This window comes from Cellulosimicrobium sp. GQ32 (genome assembly GCF_059758455.1).
Genome location: NZ_JCAXEP010000009.1, coordinates 49,838 through 65,177, shown reverse-complemented (window position 1 = coordinate 65,177; position 15,340 = coordinate 49,838). Strand labels below are relative to the sequence as shown.

Annotated in this window: 11 protein-coding genes and 1 tRNA gene; 4 read left to right on the top strand and 8 right to left on the bottom strand. The window is 72.3% G+C overall.

What is annotated here, in order from left to right; genetic code table 11:
- Nucleotides 1–12: 12 nt before the first annotated feature.
- Nucleotides 13–231, bottom strand: a complete 219-nt coding sequence (locus tag AC6CH9_RS15025) for an ABC-2 family transporter protein (protein WP_498155606.1) — start codon at nucleotides 229–231, stop codon at nucleotides 13–15.
- A 69-nt stretch (nucleotides 232–300) separates the two neighbouring features.
- On the opposite strand from AC6CH9_RS15025, the gene AC6CH9_RS15020 reads away from it, so the two are divergent.
- Nucleotides 301–840: an ATP-binding protein gene (locus AC6CH9_RS15020; protein ID WP_498155605.1), complete on the top strand. Its 540-nt coding sequence runs from the start codon at nucleotides 301–303 to the stop codon at nucleotides 838–840.
- Here the strand turns inward: AC6CH9_RS15020 and AC6CH9_RS15015 are convergent.
- Nucleotides 837–1,571, bottom strand: coding sequence for a 4'-phosphopantetheinyl transferase family protein (locus AC6CH9_RS15015; protein WP_498155604.1), 735 nt, complete (start codon nucleotides 1,569–1,571; stop codon nucleotides 837–839). The genes AC6CH9_RS15020 and AC6CH9_RS15015 overlap by 4 nt on opposite strands.
- Nucleotides 1,572–1,733: 162 nt before the next feature.
- On the opposite strand from AC6CH9_RS15015, the gene AC6CH9_RS15010 reads away from it, so the two are divergent.
- Both AC6CH9_RS15010 and AC6CH9_RS15005 read left to right on the top strand, forming a co-directional pair.
- The gene (locus AC6CH9_RS15010; RefSeq protein ID WP_498155603.1) at nucleotides 1,734–2,432 is read left to right on the top strand and encodes a tRNA ligase subunit PheS family protein; all 699 of its coding nucleotides are present in this window, start codon (nucleotides 1,734–1,736) and stop codon (nucleotides 2,430–2,432) included.
- 7 nt (nucleotides 2,433–2,439) lie between these two features.
- Complete coding sequence (locus AC6CH9_RS15005; RefSeq protein ID WP_498155602.1) at nucleotides 2,440–4,638, top strand: phenylalanine--tRNA ligase subunit beta-related protein; 2,199 nt, start codon at nucleotides 2,440–2,442, stop codon at nucleotides 4,636–4,638.
- 214 nt (nucleotides 4,639–4,852) lie between these two features.
- Here AC6CH9_RS15005 and AC6CH9_RS15000 read toward each other — a convergent pair.
- The 5 genes from AC6CH9_RS15000 to AC6CH9_RS14980 all read right to left on the bottom strand — a co-directional run bounded on the left by AC6CH9_RS15000 (nucleotide 4,853) and on the right by AC6CH9_RS14980 (nucleotide 11,896).
- Nucleotides 4,853–4,925 (bottom strand) — tRNA-Ala (locus AC6CH9_RS15000).
- A gap of 74 nt (nucleotides 4,926–4,999) precedes the next feature.
- Entirely contained in the window at nucleotides 5,000–6,268 is a 1,269-nt protein-coding gene (locus AC6CH9_RS14995; RefSeq protein WP_498155601.1) for a hypothetical protein, read from the bottom strand.
- Nucleotides 6,269–6,329: 61 nt separating this feature from the next.
- Nucleotides 6,330–6,980 carry a GNAT family N-acetyltransferase gene (locus AC6CH9_RS14990; protein WP_047232450.1) on the bottom strand — a complete coding sequence of 217 codons (651 nt, stop codon included), beginning with the start codon at nucleotides 6,978–6,980 and terminating at the stop codon, nucleotides 6,330–6,332.
- Between the two features lie 144 nt (nucleotides 6,981–7,124).
- Nucleotides 7,125–9,581 (bottom strand): glycoside hydrolase family 94 protein, encoded by a 2,457-nt coding sequence (locus tag AC6CH9_RS14985; RefSeq protein WP_498155600.1) that lies wholly within the window; start codon nucleotides 9,579–9,581, stop codon nucleotides 7,125–7,127.
- Nucleotides 9,582–9,649: 68 nt separating this feature from the next.
- Nucleotides 9,650–11,896, bottom strand: a complete 2,247-nt coding sequence (locus tag AC6CH9_RS14980) for an NTP transferase domain-containing protein (RefSeq protein ID WP_498155599.1) — start codon at nucleotides 11,894–11,896, stop codon at nucleotides 9,650–9,652.
- A gap of 179 nt (nucleotides 11,897–12,075) precedes the next feature.
- Here AC6CH9_RS14980 and AC6CH9_RS14975 point away from each other — a divergent pair, with 179 nt between their 5' ends.
- Nucleotides 12,076–12,708: a 5-formyltetrahydrofolate cyclo-ligase gene (locus tag AC6CH9_RS14975; RefSeq protein ID WP_498155598.1), complete on the top strand. Its 633-nt coding sequence runs from the start codon at nucleotides 12,076–12,078 to the stop codon at nucleotides 12,706–12,708.
- A 43-nt stretch (nucleotides 12,709–12,751) separates the two neighbouring features.
- On the opposite strand, the gene AC6CH9_RS14970 is transcribed toward AC6CH9_RS14975, so the two are convergent.
- Nucleotides 12,752–15,295 carry a penicillin acylase family protein gene (locus AC6CH9_RS14970; protein WP_498155710.1) on the bottom strand — a complete coding sequence of 848 codons (2,544 nt, stop codon included), beginning with the start codon at nucleotides 15,293–15,295 and terminating at the stop codon, nucleotides 12,752–12,754.
- Nucleotides 15,296–15,340 lie beyond the last annotated feature (45 nt).

The window sequence follows — 15,340 nt, the reverse complement described above, 5'->3', positions numbered from 1 at the left end:
CTCAGCACACACCTACCCCATCGCTCCTGCATAGCGCCTCAGCTCCCGGTTCCAGAGGAGGACCACGAGGCCCACGACCGCCGCGGTGATCCCCACGGCGATCACGGTCATCCAGACCGGCACCATCCCGAACATGACCTGTGCGGGGACCGTCGTGACGAAGGCGACGGGGACCACCCACGTCAGGAGCAGACTGAGGACCTGCCCGTACAGCGGGACGGGTACGCGCACCGAGCACCTGCACCGACAGCGCCCGGAGCGCTCCGTCGTCGGTCTCGGAGCGCCGCATAGGGTAGGCGCATGGACCAGGTCATCCTCATGTGCGGTCCGGCCGGATCGGGGAAGTCGACCTACGCGCGTGGTCTCGAGGCCCAGGGCTACGTCGTGCTCTCGTTCGACGGCGAGGCATGGGCCCTCGGGCACCGGACCCACCCGATCGACGACGACGCACGCTCCGCCGTCAACCGAGCGCTCCGGGAGGAGCTCGTCGCGGGCGTGAAGCAGGGACAGCACGTCGTCGTCGACTCCTCGTTCTGGTCCCGGGCCTCGCGCGACGAGTTCAGACGGCTCCTCGCTCCCTGCGGCGTCGTGCCGGTCGTCTACTACCTGGACACGCGGCGGTCGACCCTCCTGAGCAGGTTGGCCCAGCGCGAGAACTCCGGCCCGGACGACATCAGCGTGCCGCGCGAGCGAGCGATCGCGTACATCGACGGCTTCGAGACGCCGACACCTGACGAGGGCCCGCTCCGGATCGTCCACGGGGACGGGGCCGACATGACCGACGCTGCGGCCGGACCGGCAGACGACCTCCGGGCCGGGCCGCCGGACCCCGGCTCCTAGCCCTGGCGAGCCCGCGTCGGCGCTCCTCGACCACGCACGACCACGAGCGTCACCAGGACGTCCGTCGTGTCGCGCTCGACCCGGAACCACCTTCCGTCAAGGTGCCAGAGCCGCCCGGCCGGCGTCGTCAGGAACCGTTCGGGCAACCATGCGCTGAACGTTCCCTCCTCCCGAAGGTCGATCTGACACTCCTCGAAGCCGAGCCAGCTCCGCTCCACGAAGAACCATGCCTTGAAGACCGCCTCCTTGGCGCTGAAGAGGAGCCTGTCCCACGCGACACCCGCGCCCGGCGCGAGGCCGGCCACCCGGGTCCGCTCGACCGACAGCGAGACGTGCTCGAGGATCCCGTCCGGAAGCGGCTCGTTGCGCTCCGCGTCGAGCCCCAACGACACGACGTCAGGCCTCCGTCCGGCGACGGCCGCGGCGTACCCGGTCGTGTGGGTCAGGCTGCCGACGACCTGGTCCGGCCAGCGCGGTGCACGGCGCGCCCAGTACGGGCCTGTGCCGACGGGGACGATGGAGACGGGTTCCGCACCGATCCGCCTCAGTGCCGAACGGGCACATGCGCGCCCCGCCGCGAACTCGGCACGCCGCGCCGGAACCGCGTTCGCCACGACGTCGAGCTCTCCCGGCCACAGGTCGGCGACGTCACCGAGGTCGAAGGAGTGCGCCATGGCCACGGGCCCCTCCACGCCGACGAGCTCGGGCCACTCGATGTTCGCCGCCGTCATCCGCGTCCCACTCCGTCCGAGTCGCCGGCACGTTTGTCCCGTCGTTGTCGTGGGCCGAATGATACGGTCGCCTGCGTGCCGAGCGACCCGCCAACCCGGCCCGCAGACGGCTTGCGCCGTGCTCCCGACGCCGGCATCGTCGCCGGCCCCTCTCGACACCCGGTGACCGTCGCCGCCGACGAGGTCGACGCGTTCTTCACGGCTCTGGGGTTCCGTGCACATCAGACGCCGGAGATCGAGGACGCCCTCCACACGTTCGATCTTCTCGGTGTTCCCGCCGACCATCCCACGCGGAGCCCCGCGCACACGTACTACGCCGCGGACGGTCGGCTGCTGCGGACCCACACGACCTCCTCGGTCCTCCGGGTCCTGCGCCGCGAGCCCGGTGCGGCACGTCGGCGCATCCTGGTCGGAGGGCCCTGCTATCGGCGGACCACGCCTGGTCCGCGGTTCGTGACGCAGTTCCACCAGATGGAGGCCGCGGCGGTCGGGCCCGAGGTCGGACTGCCCGACGCGATCGGCACGTCGCTCGCGCTCCTCGACGAGATGTTGGGCGACGACCACGGTGCGCGGCTCCGCTCCCGAGCGCTGCCCTATGTCTCCCCCGGGTTCTGCGTGGACGTGCCGTGTACGCCGTCGGGCTGCGACGGGTGCACGCTGTGCGGTGGGCGTGGCTTCGTCGAGCTGGTGTCCGGCGGTGTCTTCACCGCAGCGGTCGCTCGCGCCGCCGGAGTCCCCGACGGGTCGACCGCCACGTCGGTCGCGGTGTCCCTGGAGCGCCTGCTCGCGATTCGCCACGGTCTCGCCGACATCCGCCCCTTCCTCAGCCCCGACCCGTACGCGCTCGCGGCGCTGGCCTAGGCACGTCGTGCGCGTACCCCTGTCCTGGCTGAACGCGCTCCACCGCGAGCCTCTCTCGCGCGCCACGGTCGACGAGCTTCTCGGCGAGGCCGGTGCCGTCGTGACCTCGGTCGACGCCGTCGGCGCGCTCCACCCCCGCGTCGTGGTCGGCGAGGTGACGGGGGTCCCCAGCGCAGGCACCGTCGAGGTGCTGGTCCCCACGCGAGAGATCGTCAGCCTCGACCCGCACCTCGGCATCCTCCCGGTCGTCGGGGCCAAGGTCGCGGTCGCGCTCCCAGGCGCGCTGCTCTTTCGGCACGCGTCGAGCCAGACGTCGAACGGTCCAGCAGGGACGGCGCGTGTCCCGCAGGGTCGTGGGCCGGGCACCCCGACGGGTCGCGTCTGCCTCGGGCCCGATCTCGGGTTGCCGAGCCACGACATCGTCCGGCTGCCGGAGCACGCACGTCCCGGCCAGCAGGTCGCACCTCTGCTCGGTCCTCTCGCAGGCGACGAGGTCCTCACGGTCCGGGCACCCCAGCACCTCCCGGGGATGCACAGCGTCCGGGGGCTCGCGGCCGAGCTCGCTGCGCGGCTCGACGTCGAGGTCGTCCGGCCCGTCCCTGCCTCGCGGCTCGGCGAGTCGGGCAGACTGCGGGTGAGGGCGCCCGGGATGGCGGCCGTGGCCATGGTCTGCGAACGGCCACCGGAGAACCTCGGTATGGACGACAAGGTCGCGCGATGGCGCGCGCTCGCAGGTCTCGGCGGGGCATCGGTCCAGCAACGCCTCCTCGAGGTCGTCGCCTTCGAGCAGGGCGTCTACCTCTCGACACATCCTCACGACCTCATGGTGCCCGACCTCACGATGCGTCCCGCCGCGCCCGAACCCCGCTCGGGCGAGAGCGACGGTACAGCGCGCCACCCCGGTCTCGTCCTCGACGGTCTCACGACCCCGGTGGACCCGGCCACGGCCAGCGGCGTGCTGATCGTCGCGTCGTCGGTGCACGACGAGGAGCGTTGTCTCGACGCGCTCCACCGGGCCGCGCGGCTTCTCGACGTCAGGCCCGTGAGCGTATCGAGGGGGTCAGGCCCCGCTCGGGTCCTGCGGCACCTCGACCTCGACCTCGAGCTCCTGACCCGCCGCACAGGGCTCTCCCTCGCCGAGCCCGACGTCCGCGGCCTGCTGGCACGCATCGGAGCCCAGGTCCGCGCCGACCGCGACGGGACGGTCGCGGTCATGGTCCCCGACGATCGCGCCGATCTTCACGACGAGCCCGCGCTCGCCGCGGAGATCGTCCGGCTCGCCGGACTCGGCACCATCACGCCGACGCTCCCGGCTGCGTTCCGCGAGGGGGGTGCGTCACCGATGCGTCCCGAGTCCCCGGCCGCCGACGCCGTCCGGGACTCGGGGTTCCGTGAGGTCGTCACTCCGCTCCTCCGACCCAGCGGTTCCGCCGGTCCGGCGTCGGACGAGGACGACGTCGTGCGGATCGCAGACGGGACGGCGTCACCGCTGCGCCAGGAGCTCGCCGAGGGGCTGATCCGGGTAGCGCTGGGCGTCGTCGCGGCGGGCCACGCAGACCAGGGCGTTCGTGTCTTCGAGGTGGGCACGGTCGTGACGGGCGGACCCGAGGCCGTCGAGGAGCGCAGGTTCCTGAGCACGGTCGAGCTGACGCCGGGGACGTCTCCACACCGGCTCGACCCCTCGGAGATCGTCAGGTCCGTCGTCGCCGCCCTCGGGCGCGCCCACCCCGTCGTCCTCGCGCCCGAGGCCGGGACGCCGAGCGGGTTCGCGAACGGGTGGCGGATCGTCGTCGGCGAGGTCGACTGCGGCAGGGTCCGCCGGGGCACGGTCAGCGAGAGCGGCAAGGACGACCACGCCGTGACGGTCGTGGACCTCGATCTGGGTCGCGTCGCCGGTCTCCCGCGTCGTCATGTCAAGGTCCCCTCGACGCCTCGGTTCCCCGTCGCCGTCCGCGACCTGACTTTCGTTCTGTCGAGAGGAACAGACGTGCACGGTCTCACCTCGATGCTCTCGCAGGTGGACCCCCTCGTCACCCGTGTCGAGCTCGTCGACATCTTCTCCCGGACGAGCGACGGGACGACGTCGGCGACCGTGCGCCTGGTCTTCGCATCCCCCTGGCGATCCGTGCCTCGCCCCGAGGTGGCGGAGGTCGTCGCTCGCGCGGTCGAGCGCTGCGAGGGCCAGGGGTTCCGCCTGCGCAGCTGACGGGTCTCGTGGGGGCCGGTCGGCGACTCCGGCGGTCGCCCGGTCGCGCACGTCGCGGCGCCGGAGACGGGTGTCTCACGCACGACCGCGTGGTTGCGGCGCCGCCGTCTGCGTCGTGGGATCACGGTCGTCCTGACCCTCTCGGTCGAGGACCTCGGGGAACGACGAAGGCCGTTGACCAGGACTCTCATCCTGGCCAACGGCCTTCACCCGGTGGAGCTAGGGGGATTCGAACCCCCGACCTTCTCATTGCGAACGAGACGCGCTACCAACTGCGCCATAGCCCCTTGAGCGAGGTACAGACTAGCACCCCGGGGGCGGGGTCCCGCAAACCGGCTCCCCGTCCTCCGGCCCGTCAGGGCTACTGCCCCGCCGCCCGACGACGAGCGAGGATCTCGTTGAGATCGAGGCCCAGCGTCTCGGTCGACGGCTTGCGCTCGTCGCCCGCGGCAGGCTCGGGAGCGCCGGACGGCACGTCCACGACGACCTCGACCGCGGCGGCCGGAACGGTTGCAGCGCTCGCCCGCGCGGGCGAGACGACGTCGTCGTCCGTGAGCGGCGCAGGCTCGCGGCGCGGCGCCGTCGGCTTCATCGTGTACGTCGGAGGCGGCACCGGCACCGGGTCCCAGGCGCGCCCCGAGGGCACGTGCTCCTCGTCGACGACCTCGACCTCGACGACCTCCGTCGCCTCGACCGACACCTCCGTGACGCCCACGGCGGTCGCGCCCGCAGCACCACGCGCAGAGGCGGGCTCCTCGGAGCCGGAGCCCTCGGCCGTCGTCGTGCTCGACGCGGTCGTGCGCTCACGCGCTGAGGAGGCGGAAGCGCCGGACGCCCCGGGAAGCGTCTCCGCGGTGGCGTTCGCCCGCGCGAGGTCCTGGGGCGTGACGCGCGGGATCATCTGCGTGCTCACCTGCGACCCGTGCACGGCACGGCCGGTGACGCGCGGACGGGCGCCCCGGGGCGCGGGCGGCGCCCCCAGGACCGTCCCGCGCGCGGCGCGGGCGGCGGCACGCCGCTCGGCCAGCCACGCGGCGTCGGACCGCTGCGCGGCGAGCACCGCACGACGGCCCAGCACGAGCACGAGGCCGAGGACCGCCGTCGGGACCACGCCGGCCCACCACGGGAGGTACCCGAGCGCGACGACGACCCACACCACGACGCTCGCGAGCAGCAGCACGACCGTGAGCGCGAGACGACGGCGCGCCGCGGCGGCGCGCCGCTCGAGGAGGGCGAGGCGGGACTGCTCGGACGCCGGCTGACGGCGCGGCGGTGCCCCGCGCGAGGGTGACGCGCTGACGGTGCTCCCCATGGCGTGCGTTCCCTCCTCCTCGTGCGTCCGGTCCTCGGACCGGGCCTGCGACCCCGCTCCCCCGAGCAAGGGGCGACCACCGCCGGCGGGACCGGAGGCGATCGCGGCGACGGTCGTGACGCCGTCGAGCCGCGCGTCCCACCGGTCCATCCCTCCGCCGCCCGGGCCGGCGACGGCCAGGACGCGCAGGGAACCGGAGAAGCGGTCGTCCGTGCGCGCCTCCAGCAGCTGCTGCCGGTGGCGCACCCGGTGCGGGACGTAGAACCCGACCCACAGCAGGAACACCGCGAGCGCGACGATCCCCGAGGCCGATTCCACATCACGACCGTAGGCGAGGCGCGCGGTCACGCTCCGCACGCGCTCCGGCGTGTCGGTCGGCTCAGATGGTCTCGCGGCGCGTCGCCTGCCAGCGCGCGAGGAGCCCGTCGGGGACCTCCTCGCTCGTGATCGCGAACGTCCGGTGGTCGCGCCAGGCCCCCTGGATGTGCAGGAAGCGCTCGCGCACGCCCTCGTCGCGCAGGCCCAGCTTCTCCACGACGCGCAGGCTCGGGCCGTTCTCCGGGCGGATGTTGATCTCGATGCGGTGCAGGCCGAGGACCGCGAAGCAGTAGTCCGTCGCCATCGCGACGGACGTCGGGATGACGCCGCGGCCCGCGACGTGCTCGCTCACCCAGTAGCCGATGCTCGCGCCGCACAGGGACCCGTAGGTGATCGAGGAGACCGTGAGCTGGCCGACGAGCTCGCCGTCCAGCTCGACGGCGAAGGGCAGCGACGACCCGGCCCGCGCCTGGGCGGACAGCACGCGGACGTACTCGGCGAACGTCGGTGGCCCTCCCCCGCTGCCGGGCCGCGGCGACGTGCCCTCCCAGCGCTCGAGCCAGTCCGCGTTGTGCGCGCGCAGGCGCATCCAGGCGTTCGCGTCCCGACGGCGCAGCGGGCGCAGCACGATCGACCCGCCCAGCGTGTCGTCCCGCAGGGTCACGGGCCACGGCTTGGTGACGGTCCAGCCGCGCGTGATCTTGTGCGTCATCCGGCGGTGACCGTCCTCGGGGAGCTGTCGGCGGGCACGGGCGGGCGCCCGGTCCTCGGTGCACAGGGTGACACCACCGACGGCCCGTGCGCCACCGCGTGGTGGCGCACGGACCGTCGGGTCGTGCCGCGGTCGACGCGCGCGTCAGCCCAGCGTGACGACGACCTTCGCCTCGGTGCCCTCCGGCAGCGCGGGGATCGGGACCGTCGGGTCGTGCTCGACGCCGTCGACCGTCACGGAGCGCACGCCCTTGGACACGTGGTCGGGGTTGCGGACCTCGATGTCGTAGACGGCGCCGCGCCACTCGCGGCGCACCTCGAACCCGTCCCAGTCCTTCGGGATCGACGGGTCGACGACGAGGCCGTCGAGCGCGAGGCGCACGCCGAGCACGTACTTGGTCACCGCGGTGTACATCCAGCCGGCCGTGCCCGTGAGCCACGGGTTCTGCGCCTTGCCGAACCACTCGTGGTCGCGGCCGTAGAGGAACTGGACGTAGGCGTACGGCTCCGCGCCGCGGACCTCGATGTTGTCGTTCTGGTGGTACGGCAGGATCGCGTCGTAGAACTGCACCGCCTCGTCGCCACGCCCGAGCATCGCCTCGGCGATGATCGGCCACGCGTTGGGGTGCGAGAAGATCGCGGCGTTCTCCTTGATGCCCGGGTAGACGCGCGTGACGAACCCGACCGTGTCGTCGACCTTGGTGAACGCCGGCCAGTTGAGGTGGTTGCCGTACTCGGAGCCGAGCAGCTCGCGCACCGCGTCCATCGACGCCTCGCCGCGCTCCTGGCTCGTGATGCCCGCGATGACGGGCCATGCCTGGTGCTCGAGGAAGATCTTGCCCTCCTCGTTCTCGGCCGAGCCGATCTTCACGCCGTCGCGCGTGTACCCGCGGATCCACCAGCGCCCGTCCCAGAGCTGGGCGTCCGCGACCTTGGCGATGCGCTCGCGCTCGGCCGTGAACCGCGCGACGTCCGCCTCGGCCCGCTCGTCGCCCGCCGCGGCGAGCGGCTCGGCGATCTCGAGGAACGCGCCGATCGCCCACGCGTGCAGGAAGGTCACGAGCGACGTCTCGCCGCCGCCGAGGTTGAGGCAGTCGTTCCAGTCCGCACGCAGGCCGAGCGCGACGCCGTTCTGGCCCACCTGCTGCGCGGAGAACTCCAGCGCCCTGACCAGGTGGTCGTAGACCGTGCCGGGCGTGCCCTCGGCGAACGGGATCTCCAGGTCGAGGAACGAGCGGTCGCCCGTCTCCTTGACGTACTCGACGACCGACGGCACGAGCCACAGGTGGTCGTCCGAGCACGTGTCCTCGAGCCCGTGGATGAGGTCCTTCGGGTCGACCGTGGGCACGATCGTCGGCGACGGGACGTCGGGCAGCTTCTCGGCGTCGGGGTCGAACGCCTTGGGGTCGAACAGGTGCAGGCCGTACCCGGCCTCCGTCTGCGCGCGCAGGAGCTCCACGATGCGCCGGCGCGTCTTCGTCGGGTTCGAGTGGATGACGCTCATGACGTCCTGCGCGGTGTCGCGGTACCCGAGGCCCGCGCGGCCGCCCACCTCGACGAACGAGGCGAAGCGCGACCACTGCACGCACGTCTCCGCCTGGAGGAGGGTCCACGAGTTGATCATCGTGTTCATGCCCTCGTGGGGCGTGCGGATCCGCAGCTTGTCCTGCTTGGTGCGCCAGAACGCGCGGAGCCGTGCGCGCTCGGCGTCGACCGTCGCGACGTCCGAGTACTTCGCCTGGATCGCACGGCCGGCCGCGTCGCGCGAGCCGTAGCCGAGCATGTAGACGAGGCGCTTGGTCTCGCCCGGTGCGAGCGTGATCGTGTGCTGGAGCGAGCCGCAGTGGTTCTGCGTCGTCGCGGACTCGTTCGACCCGTGCCCGCGCTCGATCGCGATCGGGTTGGCCTCGGAGCGGTACGGGCCGATGAAGTTGTCGCGCAGCGAGTCGTACGACGACGGCGTCTCGCTCGACGCGAAGAAGTGGTACGTCCACGGCTCGTAGTAGAAGTCGTACTCGATGATGCCGTCCTCGTAGGACGAGCCGGACGCGTAGAGCGACATCTGGAGGTTCTGGTTGTCGATCGTGATCGTGTGGAAGCTGAACTCCACGTACGACCCGACGGTGAGCTCACGCACCTCGTCCGTCGTGTTCGTCAGCCGGACGTCCCAGACCTCGACGTCGTCGTCCACGGGGATGAAGACCGTCTGCTCGGCGTCGACGCCCTTGTACTCGGCACGGAACGTCGAGTAGCCGAGCCCGTGCCGGGTCGTCCAGCGGCCCGCCCCGCCCGCGGGATCGAGCTCGTCGTCGGGGCCGACGAACGGCTTGCCGACCGGCTGCCACGACACCGACCAGTAGTCGCCGTCCGCGTCGTCGCGCAGGTACACGTAGTGGCCCGGCCGGTCGACCGGGACACCGTTCTGCCGGAAGCGCGTGATCCGGCCGTACTGCGAGCTCTTGTAGTACGAGTACCCCCCGCCGGTGTGCGACAGCACGGTGCACAGGTTCTTGCTGCCGAGGTAGTTCGTCCACGAGACGGGGACGTCGGGGCGCTCGACGACGTACTCGTCGTGCGCGGTGTCGAAGTGGCCGTAGCGCATCGTTGCTCTGGTTCCTGTCGTGGGGGGTGGGGCGAGGGCTTGGGGGGCGAGGGGAAGGTCCGGTGCCGTCAGACGCCGGCGGTGACGAACCCTTGGAGCCACTCGAGGAGCTCGGCGGCCTTCTCGGGGGAGTCCGCCTCGACGAACATGCGCAGGACGGGCTCGGTGCCGGAGAACCGCAGGAGCGCCCAGTTGTCGTTCTCGAGGAGGATCTTGGTGCCGTCGAGGTGGGAGACCGAGACGACAGGGTACGGGCCGACGTGCGTGAGCGGCTCGGCCTCGAGGCGCCGCGGCACCTCGACGCGCATCTCCGGCGTCGCCGGCACGCCCGCCTCGAGCGTGTGGAGGCGACCCGTGATCTCGTAGATCATCGCGCGCAGCTCGGAGATCCGCTTGCCGGTGCGGGCCAGCATCTCGGCCACCAGGGCGCACGCGAAGATGCCGTCCTTGCCGAGGATCCAGCCGCGGATCGTCAGACCGCCGGACGACTCGCCGCCGAGCACGGCGCCGATCGCCTCCATACCCGCGGTGACGTGCTTGAAGCCGACCTTGACCTCGCGGGACTCCTCGCCGAAGTGGGCTGCGAGGCGGTCGAGCAGGTGCGTCGTCGCGAGGTTGCGCACGACGCCGCCCTTCTCGCCACGGACCTCGTGCAGGTACCAGTACAGGAGGAGGAGCAGGTCGTTCGTGGAGATGTACTCGCCGGTCTCGTCGACGATGCCGATGCGGTCGGAGTCGCCGTCCGTGGCCATGCCGAGGTCGTAGCGCCCCCCGCCCTGCTGGATCATCGTCACGAGCGTGCTCAGGCGCTGCAGGTCCGGCGCGGGCGCGACCCCGCCGAACAGCGGGTTGTGGGTCGCGTGGATGAACTCCGAGCGCACGCGCATGTCGGACAGGATCGTGCCGAGCGTGAGCTGGCTCGTGCCGTACATCGGGTCGACGATCACCTGGAGGTCGGAGCCGCGCACGGCGTCCACGTCGATGATCCTCTCGATCGCGTCGACGTACGGGTCGGTGAGCGACCGGTCGACCACGACGCCGGCGCGGCGCGCCACGTCGATGTCGAGCGTGATGACGTCGTCGACCGACAGCGCGTTGGCCTCGTCCTGGTACCGGTCCGTCTCGTCGTCGAGCGGGAGCGAGCCGTCCTGGCGGAACACCTTCATGCCGTTCCACTCGGGCGGGTTGTGGCTCGACGTCACGATGACGCCGTACGCCGCGCCGAGGTAGGGGGCCGCGAACGTCACGAGCGGGGTCGGGACGTCGTCGGGCAGGAGGGTGACGGCGATGTTGTTGCCCGCGAAGACCTCGGCCGCCGCGATGGCCGACTCGCGCGAGAGGAAGCGGCGGTCGCCGCCGATCACGACGCCCTTCGCGTCCAGTCCACGGCGGATCGTCTCGTTCGCGATCGCCTGGCACAGCCGGCGCACGTTCGCGAGCGTGTACCCCTCGCCGATGACCGCGCGCCAACCACCCGTCCCGAAGACGATCTTGGTGTCGGTGTTCTTCTTCGGGACGAAGAGGCGCTTGAGGACGATGTCCGCCGCCTGCGCGAGCTCGTCCGGCGTGTTGATGCCGCGCACCTCGTCGACGTCGACGATCCGGTACGACGAGATCCGCTTCCCCGCACCGATGACGCGGCGGGCGAGCTCCGTGAGGCGGTGCTCGCCGTCGGCCGCCATCCGCTCGAGCTCTCCGAACAGCAGGCCCGGCGCCGCGACGTACGCACCGACGTTGATCTCCGTGCGCGGCTCGGCGACTCCGCCGGCCTCGGAGGACTCGAGGATCGCCGCGATCTCGCCCTCGGCGCGCACCACGCGGCCGTAGCCGTCCGGGTCGTCCACGACGGCGGAGAGGAGCGACAGGTCCGCACCCGTGAGCGTGTGGCGCGTGAGCAGGCCCAGGAGCGACTCCGAGCGCAGCAGGGGCGTGTCCGCGTACGCGACCAGCACCGGTTCCTCGACCCCGAGCCCCAGCACCGAGGCGACGGCCCCCTGCGCCGCGAGGACCGCGTCGCCCGTGCCGAGCGGCGACTCCTGCTCCACGTACACGACGTCCTCGCCGAGCAGCTCGCGCACCGTCGGGTCGTCCGGTGCCACCACGACGACGATGCGGCTCGCGTCGACCACGCGACGCACGTTCGCCACGGCCAGCTCGACGACCGTCGAGCTGCCCAGCGGCCGCGACAGGAGCTCGCGCGACGCGGCGTCGTGCCCCGCGGCGAGCACGACGGCGGTCCTCGCGGTCCGGCTGTGCGCGCCACCGCGCGGTCGCGGGGTCGTGGCGCTGGGCTTCGCGGGCGTCGTCGCGGTCATGGCGTCCTCACTGGTCGACCTCTGCCGGACAACGACTCATTTGTCAGGAGTCCGAACTACTGGCTCTCCCCGATCATAGGCACCCGAGACCCGTCGAAGGAACCCGATCCAGCCCACCAGGGCCGAAGGTCACCCGCGCGGCGTCCGCGGGGAACCCCGAGCCGGGTGACAATAGGGACATGAGTGGCCCGGTCCAGCCGTACCCCCTGCACGGAAGCATCGAAGCCGAGGACGCGAAGGAGATCCTCCGCAAGGCCATCCGCACCAACCGCCAGGCGCGGTCCGAGCGGCTCCGCAAGGAAGCGGCCGCCGCGATCGCCGACGTCGTCGAGACCATCCCCGAGGTCGCCGCCGCCACGTGCGTCGCGACCTACGCGGCGCGCCCCGCCGAGCCCGGTACCACGGAGATGCTCGAACGCCTCTCCGCACGCGGCGTGCGCGTCCTGCTCCCCGTGCTCGGGGCCGGCCTCCAGAGGGACTGGGCCCTGTACGACGGCCCGGCCGACCTCCAGGTCCGCGCCCCCGGCCGACCGCCCGAACCCGGCACCCCGCCGCTCGGCGCCGAGGCCATCGCCCAGGCCGACGTCGTCATCGCCCCCGCGCTCGCCGTCGACTCGCACGGTGTCCGGCTCGGCCAGGGCGGCGGCTGGTACGACCGCGCCCTCGAGCACCTGCGCCCCGGGACCAAGGTCGTCGCCGTCGTCTTCCCCGAGGAGGTCTACGACGCCTCCGACCGCCCGCTCCCGGTCGAGTCCCACGACAAGACCGTCGACGCCGTCGCGACCCCCCTCGGCTGGCGCTGGCTCCCGTAGCGCTCCCGGCTGCGGATCTCTCCCTCGCGCAGTGACGAGAGGTCTACGGGACGAGCGTGAGCTCGTCCTTGCTGGCCTCGGCGACGGCCTGGGTGGAGAACGGCCAGTCGTAGGTCTCGCCGCGGGCCCAGGTCTTGAGCTGGTCGGAGTAGTGCGCGGACGCCGGGTGGCCGGAGGTGCCGGTGACGGTGACCCAGGTGGAGCGGTCGAGGTCGTCGAGGTCGACGACCATCCGCATCGACGGGCCGGCCGTCACGTCGAACGAGCCGGAGGCAGCGTCCCAGGCCGTCGCGTTGACGATCGACGAGCCGCCGGGCATGCCGACGGGGTCGGGGTTGACCCAGTTGCGGACGGGACCGGGAATGGACTCGCCGCCGAGGATCGGGTGCTCGAGCGCGAGCACGTGGAGCGTGCCCCAGGCCCAGTCGGAGGGCTGCTTGCTCTGCTCGACGGTCAGGTCGAGGCGCGCGGAGACGAGCGCCTGGGTGAGGACCTCGTCGCGCGTCTCGACGACGCTGACGGTCTGGCGGTCGTCCCAGAACGGGTCGGTCGGGTTCTCGAGGAGGTTCTGCACGACCGCGAGCCAGCGGCTCCCGCCGTTCGGCCGCGCCGACTCCGGCAGGTCGTCCCAGAAGGTGAGCTGGAGCAGGTTGCGCCAGACCGCGGCGAAGTACGCGGCCGCGGCGGAGTCGGTGTCCGTCCGGTAGTCCCAGTCCGCGAGGAGCGCCTGGCCCTCGGCCTCGAAGCTGTCGTCGATCTCCTGGTCGAGCAGGAGCGGCACGAGCACCTCGGCGTAGGGGCTGCGGTCGTCGGTCTGGATCTCGTTCATCGTGTCGACGTCGACCGGTCGTCCCGCGGAGATCTCGGCCTCGAGGAGCTGGCGGATGCGCTGGGAGCGGTAGCCGTAGTCCCAGTCGGTCGTGAGGAACGGCGCGACGCCGGTCGGCAGGACGGCCTGGTTGGCGGCGACGACGAACCCTTCGGCCGGGTCGACGACGCGAGGCATCTGCTCGCTCGGGACGTAGCCCTGCCAGTCGTAGCGCTCGTCGGAGCCGTCGCGGGGCCATGTGCCGTCCGACGGCACCTCGGCGTCGGGCACGGCTTGGCGGACCGGGATCTTGCCGGGCGCCTGGTAGCCGATGTGGCCGTCCGCCGTCGCGAAGACGATGTTCTGCGCGGGCACCTCGAACAGCGCCGCGGCGGCCTGCATGTCGTCGGCGTCCTGCGCGAGGTTGAACGCGAAGACCGCGTCGGCGGTGCGGCCCGGCTCGAGCGCGGTCCACTGGAGGGAGACGGCGTACTCGCCCAGGCGCGTGTCGAGGGCGGGGGTGTCGACGGCGGACTCGGTCGCGGGGATCGCCTCGGAGACGATCGGCCCGTGCACGGTCGAGCGGATCTCGAGCTCGACGTCCTCTCCCCCGGCGACGCTCAGCGTCTCGGTCCGGGTCTCGAGCGGCACCCACTCGTCGCCGCGCAGGTAGGTGTCGTCCCGCACGCGCTCGACGAAGAAGTCGGTGACGTCGGCGCCCATGTTCGTCAGCCCCCACGCGAGCTGCGCGTTGTGGCCGATGATGACGCCGGGGAAGCCGGCGAACGAGAAGCCTGCGACGTCGAACGCGCACTGCGGCCCGACCTCGTTGCAGTGCAGCCCGACCTGCGCCCAGATCCCGGGGGCACCGAGGGCCAGGTGCGGGTCGTTCGCCAGGATCGGCTTGCCGCTCGCGGTGTGGTCGCCGGAGACGACCCACGAGTTGGAGCCCGTGCCCTCCCCGCGCCCGATGAGCACGGGGACGGCGTCGAGCGCGCGGTCGGCGGCCTCGAGCGCGCCCTGGAGATGGTCCGAGCCGTACGCGGCGCGGGCTTCGGGGCCGAGCTCGAGCGCGACCTGCTGAGGGTTCTCGAGCTCACCGGGGTCGAGGATCGGCGCGTTGACGTCGGACGGGTAGGCGGGGAAGAGCGCGGCGACGCGCCCCGCATCCTGGAGGGTGCTGTACGACAGCGCGCGCTCCAGCTCGTCGTCGTAGTTGCCGCGGAGGTCCCACGCCATCGCCTTCAGCCAGGCGAGCGAGTCGACGGGGTCCCAGGGCTCGGGCTCGGCGACGTCGACCTGGAGCCCGAGCACGGTGTACTCGATCGCGATCTCGGACGGGCTGCGGTTCTCGAGGTAGGCGTTGACGCCCTCGGCGTAGGCCTGGAGGTAGGCCTTCGTCTCGGGCGCGACGACGTCCCACTCCTCCTCGGCGACCTGCCGCCAGCCGAACGTCCGCGTCACGGTGTCGGCGGCGATCGCGTCGGGGTTGTCGCCCACGAGCTCCGCGAGCCGACCCGCGGTGACGTGCCGGCGGTAGTCCATCTCGAAGAAGCGGTCCTGCGCCTGGACGTAGCCCTGCGCGCGGAAGAGGTCCTCGGGCGTGTCCGCGTAGATCTGCGGCACGCCCTGGGCGTCGCGCAGCACCGTGACCTGACCCTCGAGCCCGGGGAGCTCGACCTCGCCGGACGTCTGCGGCAGCGGTCGGCGCACCGTGACGACGACGAAGGCGGCACCGGCGACGATCGCGAGGACCAGGAGCACGGCGACGCCGATCAGGACGCGCCGTCGTGCCGAACGCCGGCGCCGGGGCGGAGCCGGCGC

What these genes read in the sequence shown, in the direction of transcription:
- AC6CH9_RS14985 (WP_498155600.1), bottom strand. Translation starts at nt 9,581, where the DNA reads ATGCGCTACGGCCACTTCGACACCGCGCACGACGAGTACGTCGTCGAG.
- AC6CH9_RS14980 (WP_498155599.1), bottom strand. Translation starts at nt 11,896, where the DNA reads ATGACCGCGACGACGCCCGCGAAGCCCAGCGCCACGACCCCGCGACCG.
- AC6CH9_RS15015 (WP_498155604.1), bottom strand. Translation starts at nt 1,571, where the DNA reads ATGACGGCGGCGAACATCGAGTGGCCCGAGCTCGTCGGCGTGGAGGGG.
- AC6CH9_RS14990 (WP_047232450.1), bottom strand. Translation starts at nt 6,980, where the DNA reads ATGACGCACAAGATCACGCGCGGCTGGACCGTCACCAAGCCGTGGCCC.
- AC6CH9_RS14975 (WP_498155598.1), top strand. Translation starts at nt 12,076, where the DNA reads ATGAGTGGCCCGGTCCAGCCGTACCCCCTGCACGGAAGCATCGAAGCC.
- AC6CH9_RS15020 (WP_498155605.1), top strand. Translation starts at nt 301, where the DNA reads ATGGACCAGGTCATCCTCATGTGCGGTCCGGCCGGATCGGGGAAGTCG.